Raw genomic sequence first — 23,956 nt, forward strand, 5'->3', positions numbered from 1 at the left:
AAAAGATCGCAGCCTTCGGCAGCTCCTACATTGGAATGCGAACTCCTGTAGGAGCTGCCGAAGGCTGCGATCTTTTGATCTTCAAGGGCTCCGTGACATCGGCTGCTATGCTGGTTTGACCGTGTTGCATCGACGTTGAGCGCCAGTCAAGAGAGAGCCCGTCATGTCCCAGTTGCCGTCCTTGAGCCAGTTACGCGATCCCAATGCCTTCCTTCGCCGCCACCTCGGGCCCGATGCCGCCGAGCAGCAGGCGATGCTCGACAGCCTCGGTGTCGGCAGCCGCGTTGAGTTGATTGAGCAGACGGTGCCGCCGGGGATCCGCCTGAACCGGGCGCTCGACTTGCCGCCCGCCCTCGACGAAGAAGCCGCGCTGGCCAAACTGCGCGGTTACGCCGAGCAGAACCAGGTCTGGACCAGCCTGATCGGCATGGGTTACCACGGCACGATCACGCCGGCCGTTATCTTGCGCAACGTGCTGGAAAATCCCGGTTGGTATACCGCTTACACGCCGTATCAACCAGAAATTGCCCAAGGCCGACTCGAAGCCTTGCTGAATTTCCAGCAACTGACCATCGACCTGACCGGGCTGGAACTGGCCAACGCCTCGCTGCTGGATGAAGCCACGGCAGCGGCGGAAGCCATGGCCCTGGCCAAGCGTGTCGCCAAGTCCAGGAGCAATCTGTTTTTCGTCGACGAAAATTGTCATCCGCAGACGATTTCCGTGGTGCAGACCCGAGCCCAAGGTTTCGGATTCGATTTAATCATCGACACTGTGGATAACTTGAAACAGCACCAGGTGTTCGGCGCGCTGCTGCAATATCCCGACACCCACGGAGAGATCCGCGATCTGCGTCCGCTTATTGATCACCTGCATGCCCAGCAAGCCCTGGCCTGCGTCGCGACCGATCTGCTGAGCCTGCTGTTGCTGACGCCGCCGGGAGAGTTGGGCGCCGATGTGGTGTTCGGCTCATCCCAGCGATTCGGCGTGCCCATGGGTTATGGCGGCCCGCATGCCGCGTTTTTTGCCAGTCGTGATGAGTACAAACGGGCGATTCCCGGGCGGATTATCGGCGTATCAAAAGATGCTCGCGGCAACACCGCTTTGCGCATGGCCCTGCAAACCCGCGAGCAACACATTCGCCGGGAGAAGGCCAATTCGAACATCTGCACTGCTCAAGTGCTGTTGGCCAACATCGCCAGTTTCTACGCGGTTTATCACGGTCCGGAAGGACTGAAACGGATTGCCCAGCGGGTTCATCGACTGACCTGCATCCTCGCCGCGGGTCTGGAACGCCGCGGTATCACCCGTCTCAACAGTCACTTTTTCGACACCCTGACGCTGGAGGTTGGCGGCACTCAAACGGCGATCATCGAAAGCGCCCGGGCCGCGCAAATCAATTTGCGCATTCTCGGGCGCGGGCAGTTGGGCCTGAGCCTCGACGAAACGTCCGACGAATCCACCGTTGCCAAGCTGTTCGATGTATTCCTCGGTGCCGATCATGGGCTCAACGTGGACGAACTGGACGCAGAAACCCTGGCTTCCGGCATTCCCGGCAGGCTGCTGCGTACCTCGCCATACTTGCGTCACCCGGTATTCAGCGCGCATCACAGCGAAACCGAGATGTTGCGTTACCTCAAGCAACTCGAGAACAAGGACCTGGCCCTCAACCAGTCCATGATCCCGCTGGGCTCCTGCACCATGAAGCTCAATGCCACCAGCGAGATGATCCCCATTACCTGGCCGCAGTTCGCCAACCTGCACCCGTTCGTGCCGAAAGAGCAGGCAACCGGTTATGCATTGATGATTGAAGAGCTGGAGCGCTGGCTCTGCGCGATCACCGGTTTCGATGCGATCTGCATGCAGCCCAACTCCGGCGCCCAAGGCGAATACGCCGGGTTGCTCGCGATCCGCAAATACCACGAGAGTCGTCATCAAGGCGCGCGGGATATCTGCCTGATCCCGTCCTCGGCCCACGGCACCAACCCCGCTTCAGCGCAGATGGCTGGAATGCGTGTAGTGATCGTCGAATGTGACGAAGCGGGCAACGTCGATCTGGAGGACTTGAAAGGCAAGGCCGCCGAGGCCGGCGACAAACTCGCCTGCCTGATGGCGACGTATCCATCGACCCACGGCGTGTATGAGGAAGGCATCACCGAAATCTGTGAAGTTATCCACAGCCATGGCGGCCAGGTGTACATGGATGGCGCCAACCTCAATGCGCAAGTCGGGTTGGCGCGGCCGGCGGACATTGGTGCCGACGTCTCCCACATGAATCTGCACAAGACTTTTTGCATTCCCCACGGTGGCGGCGGGCCGGGCATGGGGCCGATTGGTGTGCGGGCGCATCTGGCGCCATTTGTGGCCAATCATCCGGTGGTGGCTATTGAGGGCCCGCTGCCGCAGAACGGAGCAGTCAGCGCGGCGCCCTGGGGCAGCGCGAGCATTCTGCCGATCAGCTGGATGTACATCGCCATGATGGGGCCGCAATTGGCGGACGCCAGCGAGGTGGCGATCCTCGCTGCGAATTACCTGGCGCAGCATTTGTCCGGTGCATTCCCGGTGCTCTACACCGGGCGCAACGAGCGGGTGGCTCACGAATGCATTCTCGATCTGCGGCCACTCAAGGCACTGACCGGCATCAGCGAAGAGGACGTGGCCAAGCGCCTGATGGACTATGGCTTCCATGCGCCGACCATGTCGTTTCCGGTGCCGGGGACCTTGATGGTCGAGCCGACCGAAAGTGAATCAAAAGCCGAGCTGGACCGCTTTATCGGGGCGATGCTGAGCATTCGCGCAGAAATTACCGAGGTGCAGAACGGCAACTGGCCGGCTGAAGACAATCCGCTGAAACGGTCGCCGCACACACTGGCCGATATCACCGGGGTTTGGGAGCGGCCGTACAGCATCGAGCAGGCAGTGACGCCGGATGCGCATACCAAGGCTCACAAGTACTGGCCGGTGGTGAATCGCGTCGATAACGTCTACGGCGACCGGAATCTGTTTTGCGCGTGTGTGCCGGTGGATGATTACCGCTAAGGGCGACGCCGCTCCCACATTAGATCGGGTTCACACAAAAAAAATGCCGCTCAGTGAGCGGCATTTTTGTTCAGCCGTAAATCTTATTCCGACGCGATGGCATTCTTCGCCAGGATCGCATTCGCCAGTTCCATGTCCGTGGCCTGCAGGCCTGGGTTGTCGGCGCGGACTTTCTGCATCGCGGCTTCCAGATACGGGCCGCGAATGCCGCCGTCACTGGCAACAAAACTGCCGGCATCGTCCTGCGCGGCAATGATCAGCTTGTGATCCTTGAACGTCAGGTAGGTCGAGCCGGTGGTCGCACCGGACGAGATGACGTTACGCCAAAAGCTGTCGGCCATCGCCGAACCGACTGGAAGGGACAACAGGGCGATGGTAGCGACAGCAAGTTTGAGACGCATGATGGGTGACTCCACTGGGTTAACTGCGGGGTTGGATTGCCAATGGCCCTGTCGAGTTCCATCACGCTCGCAGCTACTTCTGCTCACTCTGCGGCGTCACCCGCAACACCTCCTCAATCGTCGTCAAACCCGCAGCGACTTTCTGCGCGCCCGACAATCGCAAACTGCGCATGCCTTCCTTGAACGCCTGGCGCCGGATCGACAGCAGATCGGTGTCAGGGTTGATCAGCGCTTTGAGGCCGTCAGTCAGTTGCATGATTTCGTAAACCCCGGCGCGGCCGCGATAGCCGGTGTCGCGGCATTCCAGACAACCGATGGCGCGCTGGGCATTGCCCGGCAACGGTGCTTGCCAGGGTTTGGTCAGGGTTTGCCAGTCTTCTTCACTCAGTGTCAGTGGTGCCTTGCAGTGCGGGCACAACGTACGGACCAGTCGCTGCGCCATGACGCCGAGCACCGTGGCTTTGATCAGGTAATGCGGCACACCGAGTTCCAGCAGACGGCTGATGGCGCTGGGTGCGTCGTTGGTGTGCAACGTCGAGAGCACCAAGTGGCCGGTGAGCGCGGCCTGGATCGCCATTTCAGCGGTTTCGAGATCGCGGATCTCGCCGATCATGATGATGTCCGGGTCCTGCCGCATCAGTGCGCGCACGCCGGCGGCAAAGGTCAGGTCGATGTTGTGCTGGACCTGCATCTGATTGAAGGCCGGCTCGACCATCTCGATCGGGTCTTCGATGGTGCAGAGGTTGACCTCCGGCGTCGCGAGTTTCTTCAAGGTGGTGTAGAGCGTGGTGGTCTTGCCCGAACCAGTCGGACCGGTCACCAGAATGATGCCGTTGGGCTGACTCGTCATGTCCTGCCAGCGGCGCAGGTCTTCGGCGGAAAAGCCCAACTGATCGAAGTTCTTGAGCAACACTTCGGGGTCGAAGATCCGCATGACCATTTTTTCGCCAAACGCCGTCGGCAACGTCGATAGCCGCAACTCGACTTCGCCACCGTCCGGCGTCTTGGTTTTCACCCGGCCGTCCTGGGGTTTGCGTTTTTCCGCGACGTTCATCCGCCCCAGGCTCTTCAGGCGACTGACGATTGCCATGGTCACCTGCGGCGGGAATTGATAGACGTTGTGCAACACACCGTCGATGCGAAAGCGCACCGTGCCTTGCTCGCGCCGGGGTTCGATGTGGATATCACTGGCGCGCTGCTGGAAGGCGTACTGGAACAACCAGTCGACGATGTTGACGATGTGCGCGTCGTTGGCGTCCGGTTCCTGATCGCTGGCGCCGAGGTTGAGCAGTTGTTCGAAGTTACCCAGGGTGCTGGTCTGATGATCGTTGTTGGTCGCGCCACTGACCGATTTGGCCAGGCGGAAAAACTCCACGCTGAAACGCTGGATGTCCACCGGGTTGGCCACCACACGCTTGATCGGCAGCTTCAGCACGTGGGTCAGGTCGGCTTCCCAGCCTTTGACGTAAGGCTGGGCGCTGGCCACGGTCACGGCGTCGCGATCAATGGACACCGCGAGAATCTTGTGGCGCTGGGCGAAGGCGTAGGACATCAGCGGCGTAATGGCCGCGACGTTGATCTTCAGCGGGTCGATGCGCAAGTAGGGCTGGCCGGCCTGCTGCGACAACCACAGGGTCAGGCTTTCCAGGTCAAGGTGTTTGCCGGAACGACTGAGGTCGTCCAGCTGCTGACTGGCGATGAACTCCAGCGGGTGCATCTGGCCATTGGCGGCGTGACGGCGGCGGGCGTTGAGCGCGTGCTCGGCCGAGTCCTGGCTGATAAAACCCTGGGCGACCAGTTCGCGCAGCAAATCATTGAGATCCAGCCAGCGGTCCTGAATGGCAAGTTGTACGGACATGCGGGCTCCTCGTGAACAACAGTTCGCAAAGGATAGTCGTGGAGCCGCTGACCGTTGGGCCACTACCCGACGAAGCCGTATCGAATTTTTTCAACCCGCCGCCTGAGCCGCTTCAATCCAGGCAGAATCAGCCGCTTGCAGCTCAACCGAGCAGACGCTGATCAGGTTACGTAATTTTTCCGCGATCACTTGCGCACGGTGCCAGCTCAGCCCGTCGATGACGATGTCGATCGACAGCAGATCGTCCGTGCGCTGCACGTTGACCTGTTGCGGCATCAGGCACTGCAGCGCGAACAGGTTGAGCGCACGGCACAGCAGATCCGGTTCGGCCTCGGTCAGCAGTTGATAGTGAACGCGACAGTGGGCGTTGCTGACGTTCCAGACATCGGCGCGAGTGGGCGGGGTGTTCACGGCTTCGAGGTGCGGCATGATCGGTCTCCAAAATCACTGGAGAAATTTTTACATTCGATGCCGGACATTTCTTATCTATGATTGAGCTTATTGGCGATTTATCGAATCGTGTAATTCAACAAGTCATCAGTTAGAGGTTTTTTAATGCAGAGCGAGCTGGATGGCTACGACCGCAAGATTCTCGCGTTGCTGCAAGAGGACGCTTCTCTCTCCAGCGCGCAGATCGCCGAGCAGGTGGGGCTTTCGCAATCGCCATGCTGGCGGCGGATTCAGCGGATGAAGGAGGAGGGGATCATTCGTGGGCAGGTGACGCTGCTGGATCGAAAAAAGATCGGGCTTAACACGCAGATCTTCGCCGAGATCAAACTCAACGCCCATGGGCGTTCGAATTTCACCGAATTCACCGAGGCGATTCGCGGCTTTCCCGAAGTGCTGGAGTGTTATGTGCTGATGGGGTCGGTGGATTTCTTGCTGCGGATTGTGACGGCAGACATCGAGGCGTATGAGCGGTTTTTCTTTGAGAAGCTGTCGATGGTGCCGGGGATTCAGGAGGTGAACTCGATTGTGGCGTTGTCGGAGATCAAGTCGACGACGAGTTTGCCGGTGTTGCGCTGAATCGACAGAGGGCTCTTGTGGCGAGGGAGCTTGCTCCCGCTGGACTGCACAGCAGGCCCATTTTTTGGGGCCGCTTCGCTGCCCAGCGGGAGCAAGCTCCCTCGCCACAAGGTATTACATACGCAGCAACATTTTCCAGGCACGATTCTGATAAACCGCAATCGCCTGCTGCTTGCGCGCATCCAGCGATTCATCGGTGATCGGCTCGTTGGCTAGCAGAGCAAGCTGTTTCAGCTCACCGTACAGGCGATCCATTTCCGGAATGTCCAGCACGTGGCGTGCATGGTGCAGCCAGGCCTGGATGCGTTCGATACGCGGCAGTTGCTCGGCCAGATCTTCCGGCTGCTGCTGATAACGCTGCAATTGCAACGACGTGGCTTCTTCACCCAGCAAGCGCGGCAACCAGCTGCCCAGTTGCGCAGCGCCCTGGCGATTGCCGCGAACATTGCGATCGGCCGCCCAGGTGCGGGCGAGCAACCAGCGTGAAGTGCTCAGCGAGAACAGGCCCCAGCGCGGGTCTTCGAGTTCTTCGAGGAACTGCTCCGGCGCAGCTTTGCGCACGTCTTCGTCGTCCAGACCGGCTTGCACCAGTGGGCGCCAATCTTCGAGCAACGCATCCAGCGCGAGGCGCAGATCGTGTGTCGACTGACGCGGAGCGGCTTGGCCCAGGCTGCTCAGCAGCGCGCGTAATTCGGCGAGGTTTTCGACCCAGTCCTGCAACAGGCGCCAGTGGCCATTGAAGCGATACTGCTCGGCCAGACGCTGACTGCTGCCCAACAAGTGCCAGCTCAGGGCGGCGAACGCGTCGTCCAGCGGCGTTTCGGCGGTGATCTGCGGGGCCGGAAGGCTCAACGAATAGCTGTTGGCGTCGTACAAGCGATAACCGCGCTCGGCCTTGCTGATGTCACACGGCATCAGGGCCAGGGTCGCGGCCAGTTCAGCGGCCAGTTCCAGCAGCGCAGCCGGTTCGCCTTCACGCAATTCCAGTTCGAGCTCGCAGATTTCTTCTTTCTGCTTGCCGACTATGACGTGGCCCAAGTCCAGCGCGGCCTCGATGACCACTTTGGTCTTGCCACGGCCCCAGGCGATTTCAGCGCGCTCGCGAACGAAATCGGTGGTGAAAATCGGCTTCAGGGTTTTCTTGTCCAGCTCGGCCAACTCTTCAGGCCAGCATTCGCCGTCGAGCTTCTTCACGTCGAGCTTGGCTTTGGGCAGGTTCCAGTCGTATTCGTTACGCTCGGACAAACCGGCGACGCTCTGGCCACGGGTCTTGAGGGTCTGAATCACTTCTTCGCCATCACGGCGCAGGCGCAGGGCCACCTTGGCGCGGGCCAGGTCGCGCTCAGGCGTGTCGAAGTACTGGTTCATCAGTTCACGGCGTTCCCAGCCATTTTTATTGCGTTTTTTCAGTAGCGGGTGCTCGCGCAGTGCGGCGAGGGTTTCGCGGCTGACGCGGAGTTTGATTTCAGTTTCTTTCTGCATGGCCGGAAAATCCAGGATCGGGAGCGCAGCCGGGGGAATGTGTGGCTGCCAAGGTCGTGCAGTGTACAGGACTCGTTCAACCTACGCGCCGCGACGGTTTATTCCTGTCACCGGATGGTTCTATGATGGACTTCAATTCGCGAGTTGGAGTCAGCGATGCCTTTGCCGTCCATGAAAGATCAATTCGCTGCGCTGATTGCCGCACCGTCGGTCAGCTGTACCCAGGCCAGCCTCGATCAATCCAACCGTCCAGTAATTGATTTGCTGGCGACGTGGCTCGGCGACCTGGGGTTTGTCTGTGATATCCAGCAGGTCAGCCCGGGTAAATTCAACTTGCTGGCCAGTTTTGGTTCCGGCCCCGGTGGCCTGGTACTGGCCGGGCATAGCGATACCGTTCCGTTCGATGGCGCGTTGTGGCAGACCGATCCGCTGAAACTGACCGAAGTCGATGGTCGCTGGGTGGGTTTGGGCAGCTGCGACATGAAAGGCTTTTTTGCCCTCGCCATCGAAGCCGTGATTCCTCTTCTCGATCAACCGTTCAAGCAGCCGCTGTTGATTCTCGCCACCTGCGATGAGGAAAGCTCGATGTCCGGTGCGCGTGCCTTGGCCGAAGCCGGGCGGCCATTGGGCCGAGCGGCGGTGATTGGCGAGCCGACCGGGCTCAAGCCGATCCGCATGCACAAAGGCATCATGATGGAGCGCATCGACATTCTTGGTCAGAGCGGCCATTCCTCGGACCCGCGCCTCGGCCATAGCGCCCTTGAAGCCATGCACGATGCCATCGGCGAATTGCGTGGTTTGCGTCTGCTGTGGCAGCGCGAATTTCGTGATCCGCAGTTTGGTGTGCCGACGCCGACCATGAACTTCGGCTGCATCCATGGCGGGGATAATCCCAACCGCATATGCGGGCAGTGCTCGCTGGAGTTCGATCTGCGTCCGTTGCCAGGCATGGACCCCAAGGTGTTGCGTGCGGAGATTCTGAAGAAACTCAACCCGATTGCCGAACGCCATCAGGTAAAGATCGATTACGCGCCGCTGTTCCCCGAAGTGCCGCCCTTCGAGCAGGCCGAAGACGCCGAGTTGGTCCGCATTGCGGAAAAGCTCACCGGTCATCGCGCCGAAGCAGTGGCGTTCGGCACCGAAGCGCCTTATCTTCAGCGTCTTGGCTGCGAAACAGTGGTGCTCGGCCCGGGCGACATTGCCTGCGCGCATCAACCGGGGGAATACCTCGAAATGTCACGTTTGCAGCCTACCGTGCATCTATTACGGCAACTGATTGAACATTACTGCCTGACACCGGCCGAAACGCCACTGTAGGAGCGAGCTTGCTCGCGATGGACGTTAACGATGACGAGGGCTGCCTGAATGCACGCGGTATGCTCACGTTCTTCGCGAGCAAGCTCGCTCCTACAGGAGGCCGCGTTTAAATTGCTGTTGTCCCAACCCGTATTCATGAGGAGAGCGCGCGTGTCGCCAAGCCTGTTCCGACGATAACCATCAGCCCGCTGTGCATTTTCTGTTTCGCCCATTTTTTGGCTGCTATTTATTACAGGCCCAGGTTCATGCCCGAATACGTTAATTGGCTTCGTCACGCTTCGCCTTACATCAACGCCCACCGCGATTGCACCTTCGTCGTCATGCTGCCCGGCGACGGTGTGGAGCATCCGAATTTCGGCAATATCGTCCACGACCTGGTGCTGTTGCACAGCCTTGGCGTGCGACTGGTGCTGGTTCACGGTTCCCGTCCGCAGATCGAAACCCGCCTTGCCGCGCGGGGCCTGACCCCGCATTACCATCACGGGATGCGCATCACCGATGCGGCGACCCTCGAATGTGTGATCGATGCAGTCGGCCAATTGCGCATTGCCATCGAAGCACGCCTGTCCATGGACATGGCTTCGTCGCCGATGCAGGGCTCGCGCCTGCGGGTGGCCAGCGGCAATCTGGTGACCGCACGGCCGATCGGCGTGCTCGAAGGCGTCGATTATCACCACACGGGCGAAGTGCGTCGGGTTGACCGCAAGGGCATCAATCGCCTGCTGGACGAGCGTTCCATCGTGTTGCTGTCGCCGTTGGGCTACTCGCCGACGGGTGAGATTTTCAACCTCGCGTGTGAAGACGTGGCGACCCGCGCGGCCATTGATCTGGGGGCCGATAAACTGCTGCTGTTCGGAGCCGAACTGGGTTTGATCGATGAAAACGGTCGTCTGGTTCGTGAACTGCGCCCGCAGCAAGTGCCGGCGCATTTGCAACGTCTGGGCAGTAACTATCAGGCTGAACTGTTGGACGCCGCGGCTGAAGCTTGCCGTGGCGGCGTGGCGCGCAGTCATATCGTCAGTTACGCCGAAAACGGCGCACTGCTGACCGAACTGTTCACCCGCGACGGTGGCGGTACGCTGGTGGCGCAGGAGCAATTCGAGGTCGTGCGTGAAGCCGCGATTGAAGACGTTGGCGGTTTGCTGGATCTGATCAGCCCGTTGGAAGAACAGGGGATTCTGGTGCGACGTTCACGCGAAGTGCTGGAGCGCGAGATCGAGCAATTCAGCGTGGTCGAGCGCGAAGGCATGATCATCGCGTGCGCGGCGCTGTATCAGATTGCCGATTCGGATGCGGGGGAGCTGGCGTGTCTGGCGGTGAACCCGGAGTACCGGCATGGCGGTCGTGGGGATGAGCTGCTGGAGCGGATCGAAACCCGCGCTCGGGCTCAGGGGTTGAAAACTCTGTTTGTCCTCACCACCCGCACGGCCCACTGGTTTCGTGAGCGTGGTTTTGTGCCGAGCAGCGTTGAGCGCCTGCCGTCGGCGCGGGCGTCGCTGTACAACTATCAGCGTAACTCCAAGATCTTCGAAAAAACCCTGTAACCGCAGGCTTTTGTGGCGAGGGAGCTTGCTCCCGTTGGAGGCCGAAGGACTCCCGAATTCGTCAACGCGGAGAATCAGATAAACGCGTCGCCAGTTTTGGGGCCGCTCCGCGGCCCAGCGGGAGCAAGCTCCCTCGCTACGGGGTTTGTGTTACTCGGTGACAAACTTCGCACTGACATACGGCGAATAATCCGCCAGTACCGTCTCTACCTTGCCTTGCTCCTTCAAGAACTTCGCTGTCTCACCAATCGCCTTCGCCGTGCCGCCGTCCAGCAGCGCGGTGGTCTGTTGTGCCTTGGCGTCCGGGAAGGCGGAACCGGCCAGCAGTTCCGGCACATCGGCGGCATTGGCACCGGTCAGTTTGGCGATTTTCTGCACCGGTACCGAATCAGCGGTCCAGCTGTTTTTATGCGCGGCATAGTCGGCGAAGGAGTCCAGGGTGACCTTGGCGAATTTGGCCACGACCTCTGGATGCTTCTCCGCGTAATCCTTGCGCGCGACCCACACTTCGAAGGTCGGCGCGCCCCATTGGCCGACCTGTGCGGCGTCGGTCAAGGTCTTGCCGGTCTTGCGAATTTCCCCCAGGGCCGGTGACCAGACGAAAGCCCCATCAATGTCGCCGCGCTTCCACGCAGCGGCGATCTCCGCCGGTTGCAGGTTCACCACTTTGACTTTCGAGGCGTCCAGGCCCCAGTGCTTCAAGGCGCCGAGCAAGCTGTAGTGAGAGGTGGAAACGAACGGCGTGGCGATGGTCTTGCCGATCAGATCTTCCGGTTTATTGATGCCGCTGCCGTTGCGCACCACCAAGGCTTCGGCAGCGTTGATCTGGGCGGAAACGATGAACGCGACAATCGGCAAATTGCGCGAGGCGGCCGCGGCCAGCGGACTTGAGCCGAGGTTGCCGATCTGCACGTCGCCGGAGGCAATGGCGGTCACCACTTCGGGGCCGCTATTGAACCGACGCCAGTCGATTTTCTGGCCGATGGTTTTCTCGTAGAGGCCATCCGCTTGCGGGACTTTGCTGGGGTCGATGCCGGTTTGATAACCGACGGTGAGGTTCGCGGCATGGGCGGAAAAAGAAAATGCGAGCGATACACAAACTGTAACAATTTGACTAGATAGTGCGCGTTTGGCCATGATGGCGTCGCCTTTTCGATGGGAAATTGACGTTTCTAGAACACGTCAAAGCTAATCGATCTAAAAAAAGGCTCACAAATACCATTTAGTAATTAGCTTATGTGCCGATACCCAGTGTCCCGGTTCGGATGCAGAGCGCTTAGCCTTATTCCCGAATGGTATGAAAAAGAATGAAATAATTCTTTTTGGCTTTATGAAGAAGTCATTACCCTAGCTGGGACCAAATCGGTGCGGTTAGACCTTGGTCGTAGACACACATGGTTACGATTGACTTGTCAGTCATGGTCCGGCGCTAATCGCGCATCTTAGGATCCCGGGCATACGACCCAGGACCAGGAACACAAGAATTAGAAACGAGGAGCGAAACAATGAACAAGTCCACCTTGGCCCTGGCTGTGGCCGTAGGGGTTTTGGCGCAGCAGGCAGGCGCCGCGGGTTTCATCGAAGACAGCAAGGCCACATTGGGGCTGCGTAACTTCTACATCAATACTGATAACCGTGACGGTACTGCCAGCCCAAGTCGTAACGAAGAGTGGGGCCAAGGCTTCGATCTGCGCTTCACTTCCGGTTATACCCAAGGCACTGTCGGCTTCGGTATCGACGCCATCGGCCTGCTGGGTGTACGTCTGGATTCGGGCGGCGGCACTAATGGCAACGTTGCCGCTAATGGCAGCCCTGGTACCGCTTACGGTGGCACTGTGTTCCCGAGCGAATCCAACGGCGAAGCAGTTGATAACTTCTCTAGCCTGGGCCTGACAGCCAAAGCCAAGATCTCCCAGACCGAATTGAAGCTGGGTACCCTGCAGCCTAAACTGCCGGTGATCGTGACCAACGACGGTCGTCTGCTGCCACAAACCTTCCAGGGTGGTCAGATCACTTCAAACGAGATCAAAGACCTGACACTGGTCGGTGGTCAGATCGAGCACGCCAAAGGTCGTAACTCCAGCAACAACGAAGAGTTGTCGATCGCTAATGCGAACGCGCGCGGTACTGGCTACCGCGACAGCAACAAGTTCATCTACGGCGGTGGCGACTACAAAATCACCAAAGACCTGACTGCCCAGTACTACTACGGCAACCTGGAAGACTTCTACAAGCAGCACTTCCTGGGTCTGGTCCACAACTGGGCAATCGGTCCTGGTGTGTTGAAGTCTGACTTGCGTTACTTCAACAGCTCTGACGACGGTGCCAACGGCCACGACTCGGCTTACTTCAGCCCAGGTAACTACAGCGGTGTGGCAAGTGGTAAAGGTAAAGTCGACAACAACCTGTACAGCGGCCTGTTCCTGTACTCCGTTGCCGGTCACACCTTCGGTGGCGGTTATCAGGTCAGCAACGGCGACAGCGACTTCCCTTACCTGAACCAGGGTGACGGCGCGTCGGCTTACATCATTACCGACTCGCAGATCCAGAAGTTCGCCCGTGCCGGCGAACGTACCTGGCAAGCTCGCTACTCGTATGACTTCGCCAAAGTTGGCGTACCAGGCTTGACCGCCGGTATGGTTTACCTGCGCGGTGACAACATCGACACCGTCAACGCTAAAGGTGGAGAGTTGGCTAACGGTGCTTCCGAGTGGGAGCGCGACTTGAGCGTTGCCTACGTCGTTCAGAGCGGCCCGCTGAAAAACCTTGGCGTTGCTTGGAAAAACGCTATGTGGCGCACCGACCTGCCGAACACTCGTTCCCAGGACGAAAACCGCCTGATCGTCAGCTACTCGATCCCGCTGATGTAATAGCGCTCGCGTAACCGCTGAAAAAAAGCCCCGCCCGGCATCACGCCGGGCGGGGCTTTTGCGTTTTCAGGGCGGGGTCACCCCCGTAATCACGCCCTGAAATTCCCTCTTTTGCAGCTACTCAAGGCCTTCTCGAACCTTGGAAGCGATGGTCGTCGCGCTGGCTTTGCAGGTCCAGTGAACAGATCTTTAATATTCTTTTACGATCTAATAATGGCTGCATTTATTCTTTTTCTAAACTCCCCAACACGAGCTACAGTTGAGTTCTACAACACACTCATCAGGAGCCCACCATGAGCATCAGACTCGGCGACATCGCCCCCGATTTCGAGCAGGATTCCAGCGCCGGCACCATCCGTTTCCATGAATGGCTGGGCGATAGTTGGGGCGTGCTGTTCTCCCACCCCGCAGACTTCACCCCGGTATGCACCACCGAGCTGGGCTTCACCGCCAAGCTCAAGGATGAATTCACCCAGCGCGGGGTCAAGGTCATCGCGCTGTCGGTGGACCCGGTGGACTCGCACCACAAATGGATCGAGGACATCAATGAAACCCAGAACACGATCGTCAACTTCCCGATCCTGGCCGACGCCGATCGCAAGGTCTCGGACCTGTACGACCTGATCCACCCCAACGCCAGTGACACCCTGACCGTGCGTTCGCTGTTCGTGATTGACCCGAACAAAAAAGTTCGGCTGACCATTACTTATCCGGCGAGCACTGGCCGTAACTTCCATGAAATCCTGCGGGTGATCGACTCGCTGCAACTTACCGAAAACTACAAAGTGGCCACTCCGGCCAACTGGCAGGACGGTGAAGAAGTGGTGATCGTGCCGTCGCTGCAGGATCCAGACGAAATCAAGAAACGCTTTCCCAAGGGCTATCGCGCGGTGAAGCCGTACCTTCGTTTGACGCCACAGCCGAACAAGTAATCCGCCAGCATTTTCGGTGTTGCTGGAATCGCCTTCGCGAGCAAGCCCGCTCCTATAGTTGACCGCGTTCTAATGTGGGAGCGGGCTTGCTCGCGAAGACGGCCTGTCAGGCACCACAAGATTCAGATTCAACAGCATCCACAAAACAGGGGATTTCAGGCCGTTTTTACGGCCTGTTTTTTTGCCCGGAAGAAAGGTTTTTGCATATCTCCTAAACGCATAACCAAATGAATAAATATGATTTATGGATATATAAATCACCTGTTAAGGTCTCTCCATCGAAGCGAGATCGCACACGGCGAATCGCCAACACCGTTCAAGGAATCGCCTGAATGCTGGTCGTCTCACTCGGTGGCAGTCCCAGCCAACGCTCCCGTTCCGGGGTGCTGCTGGAGCGCTCTCAACACTGGTTGCAGGAGCAAGGTGTGGAAGTGGTGAGTTACCAGGTTCGGGACTTCCCGGCCGAAGACTTGCTGCACGCACGCTTCGACAGCCCGAAGGTGATCGACCTGCTGCAACAGATTGAAAACGCCGACGGCCTGCTGATCGCCACCCCGGTGTACAAAGCGTCGTTCTCCGGCGCACTGAAGACTGTGCTGGATTTGCTGCCCGAACGCGCCCTGGCCCACAAAGTGGTTTTGCCGATGGCCACCGGCGGCAGCATTGCTCACATGCTGGCGGTGGATTACGCGCTCAAGCCGGTGTTGTCGGCGTTGAAAGCCCAGGAAATGCTCCACGGGATTTTCGCCGTCGACAGCCAGATCGCTTACGGCGAAGGCAGCGCTCAAGCGCAGCTGGCGTCAGAGTTGGAAGAACGACTGAACGAATCGCTGGAGTTGTTTTTCAGTGCCATGGCCCGACGGCCGAAGCCGCTCGATCCGAACCTGTTGAACGAACGTTTGTTGAGTGCTCGCTGGAGCATTTAAGCCACACCCGAATTCTGAAGTACTCACCTTACTCAGCCGCTATCGGTCAAGCAGGTGCAGCCAAAACCCAACTGCAAAAGGAGAGCGCTATGCGCACTGTCATTTTGCGTCGTGGTCTGGTCGCTCTGTTTGCTGCGGCTGTGTCCTTCGGCGCCATTACTCAAGCTCAGGCCGAGACTTTAAGAATCGGTTATCAAAAGTACGGCACTCTGGTGCTGCTCAAAGCCAAAGGCACTTTGGAAAAACGTCTCGCTGCCCAAGGCGTGGACGTGCAATGGACTGAATTCCCCGGCGGCCCGCAACTGCTTGAAGGCCTGAACGTCGGCTCCATCGACTTCGGCGTCACCGGCGAAACGCCTCCGGTATTCGCTCAAGCGGCGGGTGCCGATCTGCTCTACGTTGCTTACGAACCGCCAGCGCCGCACAGCGAAGCGATCCTGGTGCCGAAGGACTCGCCGATCAAATCGGTGAAGGACCTCAAGGGCAAGAAAGTCGTTCTGAACAAAGGCTCCAACGTTCACTACCTGCTGGTTCGCGCCCTTGAAGACGCCGGCCTCCAATACACCGACATCCAGACCGTTTTCCTGCCGCCAGCCGATGCCCGCGCCGCGTTCGAACGTGGCAGCGTCGATGCCTGGGTGATCTGGGACCCGTACCTGGCCGCCGCCGAGAAGCAGCTGCAAGCGCACACCCTGCGCGATGGCCAGGGCATCGTCGACAACCATCAGTTCTATCTGGCGACCAAGCCTTACGCACAGAAAAATCCTGAGGTGATCAAGGCCCTGGTGCAAGAAGTGCGTGCCGTCGGCGAGTGGTCCAAAGCCAATCCTGAAGACGTGACCCAGCAGGTCTCGCCACTGCTTGGCCTGCCGGCGGACATCACCCTGACCTCGGTGAAACGCCAGGGTTACGGTGCGTTGCTCCTGACCCCTGAAGTGGTCGCCGCGCAACAGAAAATCGCCGACAGCTTCTACCAGCTCAAGCTGATTCCGAAACAGCTGAGCATCAAAGACGTGATCTGGACGCCACCGGCAGCCGTTGCCAAAGCGCAGTAATTCGATTCCCCAAGGAGACCACTCCATGAGCCTCAATATCTTCTGGTTCCTGCCTACCCACGGCGACGGCCATTACCTTGGCACCGCCGAAGGCGCTCGCGCCGTCGACCACGGTTACCTGCAACAAGTCGCGCAAGCGGCGGATCGTCTGGGCTTCGGCGGGGTGCTGATTCCTACGGGCCGTTCGTGCGAAGACTCGTGGCTGGTGGCGGCGTCGCTGATCCCGGTGACCCAGCGTTTGAAGTTCCTTGTCGCCCTGCGCCCCGGGATCATTTCCCCGACGGTGGCGGCGCGTCAGGCCGCGACGCTGGATCGTCTGTCCGGCGGTCGTGCGCTGTTCAACCTGGTGACCGGCGGTGATCCGGAAGAATTGGCCGGTGACGGTCTGTTCCTCAGCCATGAAGAACGCTATCAAGCCTCGGTGGAATTCACCCGTATCTGGCGTCGCGTGCTGGAAGGCGAAACCGTTGATTACGACGGTCAGCACATCAGCGTGAAGGGCGCCAAACTGCTCTATCCGCCGATCCAGCAACCGCGTCCGCCGCTGTACTTCGGCGGCTCTTCGGAAGCGGCGCAAGACCTCGCGGCAGAGCAAGTGGAAATGGTCCTGACCTGGGGCGAGCCACCGGCCGCTGTCGCTGAAAAAATCGAACAGGTCCGAGCCAAAGCCGCGAAGCTCGGCCGCACGGTGCGCTTCGGTATTCGCCTGCATGTGATCGTTCGTGAAACCAACGCCGAAGCCTGGCAAGCGGCGGATCGGCTGATCTCACACCTGGACGACGACACCATTGCCCGCGCTCAGGCATCCCTGGCGCGCTTCGATTCCGTCGGCCAGCAACGCATGGCCGCGTTGCACGGCGGCAGTCGCGACAACCTCGAAGTCAGCCCTAACCTGTGGGCCGGCGTTGGCTTGGTGCGTGGAGGTGCCGGCACCGCACTGGTCGGCGATGGTCCCACCGTGGCCGCTCGCGTGAAGGAATACGCGGACCTGGGCATCGACACCTTCATCTTCTCCGGTTATCCACACCTTGAAGAGTCGTACCGCGTCGCAGAGTTGCTGTTCCCGCACCTCGACATCGAGCGGCCGGAACTGCCCAAGGGTGCCAATTACGTCAGCCCGTTCGGCGAGATGGTCGCCAACGACATTCTTCCCAAAGCCGCGTCCCGGAACTGAGGCGCGCCATGAAGAAAATCATCCACAACCTCGCGCCTTGGGCGTTGCCGATTTTACTGCTGGCGGTGTGGCAGTTGTCGGTGTCGGCAGGCTGGTTGTCGACGCGGATTCTGCCGGCACCCATCGCGGTGATCGAAGCCGGCGTGAACCTGGTGCGCAGCGGCGAAATCTGGACGCACCTGGCGATCAGCGGCTGGCGTGCGGCGTTGGGTTTCACCATTGGCGGCGGCATCGGCCTGACATTGGGTTTCATCACCGGCCTGTCGAAATGGGGCGAACGCCTGCTCGACAGTTCGGTGCAAATGATCCGCAACGTACCGCACCTGGCGCTGATTCCGCTGGTGATCCTGTGGTTCGGCATCGACGAGTCGGCGAAGATTTTTCTGGTGGCGCTGGGCACGTTGTTCCCGATCTACCTCAACACCTATCACGGCATCCGCAACGTCGACCCGGCGCTGGTGGAGATGGCGCGCAGTTATGGCCTGTCCGGTTTCAGCCTGTTCCGTCAGGTGATTTTGCCGGGTGCGCTACCTTCGATTCTGGTCGGCGTGCGCTTCGCACTGGGCTTCATGTGGTTGACCTTGATCGTCGCCGAAACCATCTCCGCGAGCTCCGGCATCGGCTACCTGGCGATGAATGCCCGGGAGTTCTTGCAGACCGACGTGGTGGTGCTGGCGATCCTGATGTACGCGGTGCTCGGCAAACTCGCCGACCTCGTGGCCCGTGGACTTGAACGTGTGTGGCTGCGCTGGCATCCGGCGTATCAGGTTGCCAAAGGAGGTGCGGCATGACGGCTCAACAACCGCCACGCCTGCTGCGCGGAATTCCGCTGGCGGTGCGCAATCTGCAAAAAACCTTCGGGACGCGGCGGGTGCTGCGTGAGATCGATCTGCGCATTCCGGCCGGCCAGTTCGTCGCCGTGGTGGGGCGCAGCGGTTGCGGCAAAAGTACCTTGCTGCGGTTGCTCGCCGGTCTCGACAAACCCACGGGCGGTGAATTGCTGGCCGGCTCTGCGCCGCTGAGCGATGCACGGGAAGACACTCGATTGATGTTCCAGGAAGCGCGTTTGCTGCCATGGAAAAAGGTCATCGACAACGTCGGCCTCGGGCTCAAGGGCAACTGGCGTCCGCAAGCATTGGAAGCGCTGGAGTCGGTCGGTCTGGCGGACCGCGCCAATGAATGGCCGGCGGCGCTGTCCGGTGGACAAAAGCAACGCGTGGCCCTGGCCCGTGCGCTGATCCATCAACCGCGCTTGCTGTTGCTCGACGAACCGCTGGGCGCCCTGGATGCCCTGACCCGAATTGAAATGCAGCAGCTGATCGAGCGGCTCTGGCAGAAGCACGGCTTCACCGTGTTGCTGGTGACCCACGACGTCAGTGAAGCGGTGGCGATTGCCGATCGGGTGATCCTGATCGAAGAAGGCGAAGTTGGCCTCGACCTGCAGGTTGAGCTGCCGCGCCCTCGGGTTCGGGGTTCGCATCGGCTGGCGGCGCTGGAAACCGAAGTCCTCAATCGCGTCCTCGCACTGCCCGGCGAACCGCCGGAACCGGAACCTGTTTCACCATTGCCGACGCAATTGCGCTGGGCTCATTAACTCAAGCCTCATCCAACGACAGGAATCAACATCATGACAATCAAAGCCATCAACGTTCGTAACCAGTTCAAGGGCTCGATCAAGGAAATCGTCCTGGGTGACGTGCTGTCGGAAATCGACGTACAGACCGCATCCGGCATCGTCACTTCGGTGATCACCACTCGCTCGGTGAAAGAGCTGGAGCTGGTGGTCGGCAGCGAAGTGATCGCGTTTGTGAAATCCACCGAGGTGTCGATCGCCAAGTTGTGAGGGTGTGAGCCCTTCGGGTTTTTTTCAGTCAAAAGATCGCAGCCTTCGGCAGCTCCTACAAAGGAATGCGTATACCTGTAGGAGCTGCCGAAGGCTGCGATCTTTTAAGGCGCGGCGCGCTTCGGCAGGTAAGGCGGTAGATAGAGCCCCAGATAAGCATCAAACACCCGCATCCCTTCCTCAGCCATGCGCGGCGTAATCTGCCCATGCTGCTGCACCGAGCGCGCATACACCCGATCACCCAACTCCATCGCCAGGGCAAACACATCGACATCCCCCGGAAGCTTCGGCAGTTCGAAATGATGATCGAACAGCTTGTGCATCAAGTCGCCGAGTTCAATGTCGTGCTGGCGGTCGGCCTGGGTGACTTCGGTCAATCCGTGCTGCGCAAGGATCAGTTGGCGGGCAGCGGCGTCTTCGTCGTAGATGGCGAGCATGCGTTGTTCCACCAGCCGCGACAGGTCGCGCCAGCCGCTGAGCGCGTTGTGGTCGATGGGCGCTTGCAGGCAGGCGCGGAAAGCGGCGTGGACGTCGGCGGTCAAGGCTTCGAGCAGAGCCGGGACGCTGGCGAAAAAGTGGTAAACGGAGGAGGGCGGAATCTCCGCGCGTTCGGCGACGCTGTAAATCGACAGACTGGCCACGCCCTCGGCGGCCAGCAGCGTGCGGGCGGCATCGAGTATCGAATCGATCCGGGCCTGGCTGCGGGCGCGGGGTTTGCGTGGGGTGGCGAGTCGGGTCATTGAAGTCTCCTGCGGGGCAGGGGGCATTGTACGCAGAGCGGGCAGATGTTCCATATCCCCTGTGGCGAGGGAGCTTGCTCCCGCTGGGTCGCGAAGCGGCCCCAAAACCGGTAAATGCGGTGTGCCTGGCGGGACCGTTTCGCCGGTTAAAGGGAGTCCTTCGGCCTCCAGCGGGAGCAAGCTCCCTCGCCACAGGGTTTGATGTCGGTCATAAAAAAACGCCGTTGGCCTTATCAGCCGACGGCGTTTCTTTTACTGCAACCATTTAAACGGTATGCAGATACCAGTTGTACTCAAGGTCGGAGATGGAGTGTTCAAACTCTTCCAGCTCACTTTCCTTGCAGGCCACAAAGATATCGATGTATTTCGGATCGATGTACTTGGCCATGACTTCGCTGTCGTCCAGCTCGCGCAATGCATCGCGCAGGTTGTTCGGCAGGCTTTGCTCGTTCTGCTCGTAGGAGTTGCCTTCCACAGGTGCGCCCGGTTCGATCTTGTTGGTCAGGCCGTGGTGCACGCCCGCCAGAACCGAAGCCATCAACAGATACGGGTTGGCATCGGCGCCGGCGACACGATGCTCGATGCGCACGGCATCCGAAGAACCCGTCGGAACGCGGATCGCTACGGTACGGTTGTCCAGGCCCCAGCACGGCGAGTTCGGCACGTAGAACTGTGCGCCGAAACGACGGTAGGAGTTGACGTTCGGGCAGAGGAAAGCCATCTGTGCGGGTAGGGTCTCGAGCACACCGCCGATCGCGTGACGCAGTGCGGCGTTCTGCTCGGGATCCTCGCTGGCAAAAATGTTTTTGCCATCTTTATCAAGAATCGAAATGTGTACGTGCAGACCGTTGCCCGCCTGGCCCGGATAAGGCTTGGCCATGAAGGTGGTGTCCATTTCATGGTCGTAGGCGATGTTCTTGATCAGGCGCTTGAGCAGGACCGCGTAGTCGCAGGCCTTGATCGGGTCGGCCACGTGGTGCAGGTTCACTTCGAACTGCGCCGGGGCACTTTCCTTGACGATCGCGTCGGCCGGGATACCTTGCTCTTTCGCACCTTCCAGAATGTCCTGGAGGCAGTCGACGTATTCGTCGAGGTCGTCGATCAGGTAAACCTGTGTCGAGTGCGGGCGTTTGCCGGACACTGGCGAGCGTGGCGGTTGCGGACGACCGTTCACGTTCTCCTGGTCAATCAGGTAGAACTCCAGTTCGAACGCGGCGCAGATGGTCAGGCCCATGTCGTCGAACTTGCGCACCACATTGGCCAGTACTTCTCGCGGATCGGCAAAGAACGGCTGGCCTTCGAGTTCGTGCATGGTCATCAACAGTTGCGCGGTCGGGCGCTTCTGCCAGGGTTCATTGCACAGGGTATCGGGGATTGGATAGCAGATTCGGTCAGCATCGCCGATGTCCAGGCCCAGGCCAGTGCTTTCCACTGTCGAGCCGTTGATATCCAGAGCAAATAGGGAGGCCGGCAGGTTGATGCCTTTCTCGTAAACCTTGTGGAGGCTGGTGCGTTCAATGCGCTTGCCGCGCACCACACCATTCATATCCGCAATCAGAAGGTCAACGTACAGAACCTCAGGATGTTCCTTAAGGAACGCGTTCGCTTCGTTAAGCTGAACGGCACGCGGGGGTACCGACATGATGCAACACCTTTGTTGTTAAAAATATCAATCATTGATCTCTTCGGGTTTCAGTCAACCCGAACGGCCTGCCGAAGTCAAGCGAGGCCTTATGCGCCCTGAAAAAGCGCCGCAAGGGCATTTATGGGGCACTTTGGGGCACTTTTTTGTCTTTGATAGACTTGGCACCCGCACACTTGAGCGGGCCGTGTTGTATTTTTTACGGGGGTGTTGTGTAAAAAAATGAACAAGGCTAAGCTCAAATCAAACCCATAACAGCAATAATACCGGGGTGCTTCATGTCTCGCCTGCCGTTAATCGGCGTCACCGACTGCTCAAGGCAGATCGGTCTGCATGCTTATCACATCAGTGGCGACAATTACGTCCACGCCATGGCCCCGGTTGCCAAAGGCGTGCCGTCGACTCTTTCTTCCCCGGAACATGGGTTGGCACCGTCCGATATTCTGGACGGTCCGGACGACATTCTCTTTACTGGTCCTCCTACCAATATAGAACCGTTTTACCTCGGCGGCCCGGTCAATGCGTCGGGCCCCGCTCATGATTCTGCACGCGATGCCACTCTTCTTTCGTTGATTAGCGCCACTGTCAAGGCGGGCAGTGTTGTGTCTGGCGTTTGCAGTGGCAATCTGTACCACGCGACGCCCATGCGTCAAACAACGCCTGGCTTATATAGAGTCAGGAAACTCAGCCTAAGAGGCATTTATGAGTAACAACCTCGACCAGCTCACCGATTGGTTGAAAGACCACAAGATCACAGAAGTCGAATGCATGATCGCCGACTTGACCGGGATCACCCGGGGCAAGATTTCGCCGACCAACAAGTTCATTGCTGAAAAAGGCATGCGCCTGCCCGAGAGCGTTCTGTTGCAGACCGTGACCGGCGATTATGTCGAAGACGACATCTATTACGAACTGCTCGACCCGGCGGACATCGACATGATCTGCCGTCCCGACCAGAATGCAGTTTTCCTGGTGCCCTGGTCCATCGAGCCGACCGCCCAGGTGATTCACGACACCTACGACAAGCAAGGCAACCCGATCGAGCTGTCGCCGCGCAATGTGCTGAAGAAAGTGCTGAAACTCTATGCCGACAAGGGCTGGCAGCCGATCGTGGCGCCGGAAATGGAGTTCTACCTGACCAAGCGCAGTGACGATCCGGATTACCCGCTGCAACCGCCGATCGGCCGTTCCGGTCGCCCGGAAATCGGTCGCCAGTCGTTCTCGATCGAGGCGGCAAACGAATTCGATCCGCTGTTCGAAGACGTCTACGACTGGTGCGAACTGCAGGAGCTGGACCTCGACACGCTGATCCACGAGGACGGCACGGCGCAGATGGAAATCAACTTCCGTCACGGCGATGCCCTGTCCCTGGCCGACCAGATCCTGGTGTTCAAACGCACCATGCGCGAAGCCGCGCTCAAGCACGACGTGGCGGCCACGTTCATGGCCAAGCCCATGACCGGCGAGCCGGGCAGCGCGATGCACTTGCACCAGAGCATCATCGACATCGAAACCGGCAAGAACGTCTTCTCCAATGAAGACGGGACCATGAGCCAGTTGTTCCTGTACCACATCGGTGGATTGCAGAAACTGATCCCCGAGTTGTTGCCGCTGTTCGCACCCAACGTGAACTCGTTCCGCCGCTTCCTGCCGGACACCTCGGCGCCGGTGAACGTGGAGTGGGGCGAAGAGAACCGCACCGTGGGCCTGCGGGTTCCGGATGCCGGGCCACAAAACCGTCGGGTGGAAAACCGCCTGCCGGGCGCCGACGCCAACCCGTACCTGGCGATTGCCGCGAGCCTGCTCTGCGGTTACATCGGCATGGTCGAAGGCCTGAACCCGAGTGCGCCGGTGGTAGGGCGTGGCTATGAACGCCGCAACCTGCGCCTGCCACTGACCATCGAAGACGCGCTGGAACGCATGGAAAACAGCGCGACCATCGAGAAATACCTGGGCAAGAAATTCATCACTGGCTACGTCGCGGTCAAGCGGGCCGAGCATGAAAACTTCAAGCGCGTGATCAGTTCGTGGGAGCGGGAATTCCTGCTCTTCGCCGTCTGAAGCGCCGAGCGCCGCCGATGCAGGCGGCGCTTTCACCGAAATCTTAGG

Annotated in this window: 20 protein-coding genes and 1 pseudogene; 14 read left to right on the plus strand and 7 right to left on the minus strand. The window is 59.4% G+C overall.

The window, feature by feature from the left end:
- Positions 1–163 precede the first annotated feature (163 nt).
- Positions 164–3,037 (plus strand): aminomethyl-transferring glycine dehydrogenase, encoded by a 2,874-nt coding sequence (gene gcvP / locus ACYZTL_RS16855; RefSeq protein WP_461952731.1) that lies wholly within the window; start codon positions 164–166, stop codon positions 3,035–3,037.
- 83 nt (positions 3,038–3,120) lie between these two features.
- On the opposite strand, the gene ACYZTL_RS16860 is transcribed toward gcvP, so the two are convergent.
- The 3 genes from ACYZTL_RS16860 to ACYZTL_RS16870 form a co-directional block, all read right to left on the minus strand.
- Positions 3,121–3,438, minus strand: a complete 318-nt coding sequence (locus ACYZTL_RS16860) for a DUF2388 domain-containing protein (RefSeq protein ID WP_150638071.1) — start codon at positions 3,436–3,438, stop codon at positions 3,121–3,123.
- Positions 3,439–3,511: 73 nt separating this feature from the next.
- Positions 3,512–5,296: a GspE/PulE family protein gene (locus tag ACYZTL_RS16865; RefSeq protein WP_461952732.1), complete on the minus strand. Its 1,785-nt coding sequence runs from the start codon at positions 5,294–5,296 to the stop codon at positions 3,512–3,514.
- Between the two features lie 90 nt (positions 5,297–5,386).
- Positions 5,387–5,725, minus strand: a complete 339-nt coding sequence (locus tag ACYZTL_RS16870) for a hypothetical protein (protein ID WP_461952733.1) — start codon at positions 5,723–5,725, stop codon at positions 5,387–5,389.
- Positions 5,726–5,851: 126 nt separating this feature from the next.
- On the opposite strand from ACYZTL_RS16870, the gene ACYZTL_RS16875 reads away from it, so the two are divergent.
- Positions 5,852–6,322, plus strand: a complete 471-nt coding sequence (locus ACYZTL_RS16875) for an Lrp/AsnC family transcriptional regulator (protein WP_310262187.1) — start codon at positions 5,852–5,854, stop codon at positions 6,320–6,322.
- A 114-nt stretch (positions 6,323–6,436) separates the two neighbouring features.
- Here the strand turns inward: ACYZTL_RS16875 and ACYZTL_RS16880 are convergent, their stop codons facing one another.
- On the minus strand, positions 6,437–7,804 hold the full coding sequence (locus tag ACYZTL_RS16880) for a CYTH domain-containing protein (protein ID WP_461952734.1): 1,368 nt from the start codon (positions 7,802–7,804) through the stop codon (positions 6,437–6,439).
- A 156-nt stretch (positions 7,805–7,960) separates the two neighbouring features.
- Between ACYZTL_RS16880 and argE the strand changes: the two genes are divergently transcribed.
- A complete protein-coding gene (gene argE, locus ACYZTL_RS16885; protein WP_461952735.1) occupies positions 7,961–9,121 on the plus strand; it encodes an acetylornithine deacetylase in 1,161 nt (386 codons plus the stop codon).
- A gap of 245 nt (positions 9,122–9,366) precedes the next feature.
- Complete coding sequence (argA, locus tag ACYZTL_RS16890) at positions 9,367–10,665, plus strand: amino-acid N-acetyltransferase (protein ID WP_461952736.1); 1,299 nt, start codon at positions 9,367–9,369, stop codon at positions 10,663–10,665.
- Between the two features lie 150 nt (positions 10,666–10,815).
- Here argA and tauA read toward each other — a convergent pair whose 3' ends face one another.
- Positions 10,816–11,805: a taurine ABC transporter substrate-binding protein gene (gene tauA / locus ACYZTL_RS16895; protein WP_461954326.1), complete on the minus strand. Its 990-nt coding sequence runs from the start codon at positions 11,803–11,805 to the stop codon at positions 10,816–10,818.
- Positions 11,806–12,170: 365 nt separating this feature from the next.
- Between tauA and ACYZTL_RS16900 the strand changes: the two genes are divergently transcribed.
- The 8 genes from ACYZTL_RS16900 (at position 12,171) to ACYZTL_RS16935 (ending at position 19,465) form a co-directional block, all read left to right on the plus strand.
- Positions 12,171–13,535 carry an OprD family porin gene (locus tag ACYZTL_RS16900; protein WP_461952737.1) on the plus strand — a complete coding sequence of 455 codons (1,365 nt, stop codon included), beginning with the start codon at positions 12,171–12,173 and terminating at the stop codon, positions 13,533–13,535.
- 293 nt (positions 13,536–13,828) lie between these two features.
- Positions 13,829–14,467, plus strand: coding sequence for a peroxiredoxin (locus ACYZTL_RS16905; RefSeq protein WP_461952738.1), 639 nt, complete (start codon positions 13,829–13,831; stop codon positions 14,465–14,467).
- A gap of 332 nt (positions 14,468–14,799) precedes the next feature.
- On the plus strand, positions 14,800–15,393 hold the full coding sequence (gene ssuE, locus ACYZTL_RS16910; protein WP_461952739.1) for an NADPH-dependent FMN reductase: 594 nt from the start codon (positions 14,800–14,802) through the stop codon (positions 15,391–15,393).
- 89 nt (positions 15,394–15,482) lie between these two features.
- A complete protein-coding gene (locus tag ACYZTL_RS16915; protein ID WP_461952740.1) occupies positions 15,483–16,448 on the plus strand; it encodes a sulfonate ABC transporter substrate-binding protein in 966 nt (321 codons plus the stop codon).
- 25 nt (positions 16,449–16,473) lie between these two features.
- Positions 16,474–17,622, plus strand: coding sequence for an FMNH2-dependent alkanesulfonate monooxygenase (gene ssuD, locus ACYZTL_RS16920; RefSeq protein WP_461952741.1), 1,149 nt, complete (start codon positions 16,474–16,476; stop codon positions 17,620–17,622).
- Between the two features lie 8 nt (positions 17,623–17,630).
- Entirely contained in the window at positions 17,631–18,413 is a 783-nt protein-coding gene (gene ssuC / locus ACYZTL_RS16925) for an aliphatic sulfonate ABC transporter permease SsuC (RefSeq protein ID WP_461952742.1), read from the plus strand.
- Positions 18,410–19,216, plus strand: a complete 807-nt coding sequence (ssuB, locus tag ACYZTL_RS16930; protein ID WP_461952743.1) for an aliphatic sulfonates ABC transporter ATP-binding protein — start codon at positions 18,410–18,412, stop codon at positions 19,214–19,216. The genes ssuC and ssuB overlap by 4 nt, the downstream gene beginning before the upstream one ends.
- Before the next feature lie 33 nt (positions 19,217–19,249).
- A complete protein-coding gene (locus ACYZTL_RS16935) occupies positions 19,250–19,465 on the plus strand; it encodes a TOBE domain-containing protein (protein WP_003229256.1) in 216 nt (71 codons plus the stop codon).
- 104 nt (positions 19,466–19,569) lie between these two features.
- Here ACYZTL_RS16935 and ACYZTL_RS16940 read toward each other — a convergent pair whose 3' ends face one another.
- The gene (locus ACYZTL_RS16940) at positions 19,570–20,205 is read right to left on the minus strand and encodes a TetR/AcrR family transcriptional regulator (protein ID WP_461952744.1); all 636 of its coding nucleotides are present in this window, start codon (positions 20,203–20,205) and stop codon (positions 19,570–19,572) included.
- 265 nt (positions 20,206–20,470) lie between these two features.
- Complete coding sequence (locus ACYZTL_RS16945) at positions 20,471–21,847, minus strand: glutamine synthetase family protein (protein ID WP_214379630.1); 1,377 nt, start codon at positions 21,845–21,847, stop codon at positions 20,471–20,473.
- Positions 21,848–22,125: 278 nt separating this feature from the next.
- Between ACYZTL_RS16945 and ACYZTL_RS16950 the strand changes: the two are divergent.
- Together ACYZTL_RS16950 and ACYZTL_RS16955 are read left to right on the plus strand one after the other, a co-directional pair.
- Positions 22,126–22,470, plus strand: a pseudogene (locus tag ACYZTL_RS16950) (gamma-glutamyl-gamma-aminobutyrate hydrolase family protein); the annotation flags it as partial.
- 79 nt (positions 22,471–22,549) lie between these two features.
- Positions 22,550–23,908, plus strand: coding sequence for a glutamine synthetase family protein (locus tag ACYZTL_RS16955; RefSeq protein WP_461952745.1), 1,359 nt, complete (start codon positions 22,550–22,552; stop codon positions 23,906–23,908).
- Positions 23,909–23,956 lie beyond the last annotated feature (48 nt).

The sequence above is a fragment of the Pseudomonas sp. LB3P81 genome, assembly GCF_054897965.1.

Bases quoted from the DNA above. Each gene is read 5' to 3' on its own strand.
- gcvP (WP_461952731.1), top strand. From the start codon at position 164: ATGTCCCAGTTGCCGTCCTTGAGCCAGTTACGCGATCCCAATGCCTTC.
- ACYZTL_RS16860 (WP_150638071.1), bottom strand. From the start codon at position 3,438: ATGCGTCTCAAACTTGCTGTCGCTACCATCGCCCTGTTGTCCCTTCCA.
- ACYZTL_RS16865 (WP_461952732.1), bottom strand. From the start codon at position 5,296: ATGTCCGTACAACTTGCCATTCAGGACCGCTGGCTGGATCTCAATGAT.
- ACYZTL_RS16870 (WP_461952733.1), bottom strand. From the start codon at position 5,725: ATGCCGCACCTCGAAGCCGTGAACACCCCGCCCACTCGCGCCGATGTC.
- ACYZTL_RS16875 (WP_310262187.1), top strand. From the start codon at position 5,852: ATGCAGAGCGAGCTGGATGGCTACGACCGCAAGATTCTCGCGTTGCTG.
- ACYZTL_RS16880 (WP_461952734.1), bottom strand. From the start codon at position 7,804: ATGCAGAAAGAAACTGAAATCAAACTCCGCGTCAGCCGCGAAACCCTC.
- argE (WP_461952735.1), top strand. From the start codon at position 7,961: ATGCCTTTGCCGTCCATGAAAGATCAATTCGCTGCGCTGATTGCCGCA.
- argA (WP_461952736.1), top strand. From the start codon at position 9,367: ATGCCCGAATACGTTAATTGGCTTCGTCACGCTTCGCCTTACATCAAC.
- ACYZTL_RS16900 (WP_461952737.1), top strand. From the start codon at position 12,171: ATGAACAAGTCCACCTTGGCCCTGGCTGTGGCCGTAGGGGTTTTGGCG.
- ACYZTL_RS16905 (WP_461952738.1), top strand. From the start codon at position 13,829: ATGAGCATCAGACTCGGCGACATCGCCCCCGATTTCGAGCAGGATTCC.
- ssuE (WP_461952739.1), top strand. From the start codon at position 14,800: ATGCTGGTCGTCTCACTCGGTGGCAGTCCCAGCCAACGCTCCCGTTCC.
- ACYZTL_RS16915 (WP_461952740.1), top strand. From the start codon at position 15,483: ATGCGCACTGTCATTTTGCGTCGTGGTCTGGTCGCTCTGTTTGCTGCG.
- ssuD (WP_461952741.1), top strand. From the start codon at position 16,474: ATGAGCCTCAATATCTTCTGGTTCCTGCCTACCCACGGCGACGGCCAT.
- ssuC (WP_461952742.1), top strand. From the start codon at position 17,631: ATGAAGAAAATCATCCACAACCTCGCGCCTTGGGCGTTGCCGATTTTA.
- ssuB (WP_461952743.1), top strand. From the start codon at position 18,410: ATGACGGCTCAACAACCGCCACGCCTGCTGCGCGGAATTCCGCTGGCG.
- ACYZTL_RS16935 (WP_003229256.1), top strand. From the start codon at position 19,250: ATGACAATCAAAGCCATCAACGTTCGTAACCAGTTCAAGGGCTCGATC.
- ACYZTL_RS16940 (WP_461952744.1), bottom strand. From the start codon at position 20,205: ATGACCCGACTCGCCACCCCACGCAAACCCCGCGCCCGCAGCCAGGCC.
- ACYZTL_RS16945 (WP_214379630.1), bottom strand. From the start codon at position 21,847: ATGTCGGTACCCCCGCGTGCCGTTCAGCTTAACGAAGCGAACGCGTTC.
- ACYZTL_RS16955 (WP_461952745.1), top strand. From the start codon at position 22,550: ATGAGTAACAACCTCGACCAGCTCACCGATTGGTTGAAAGACCACAAG.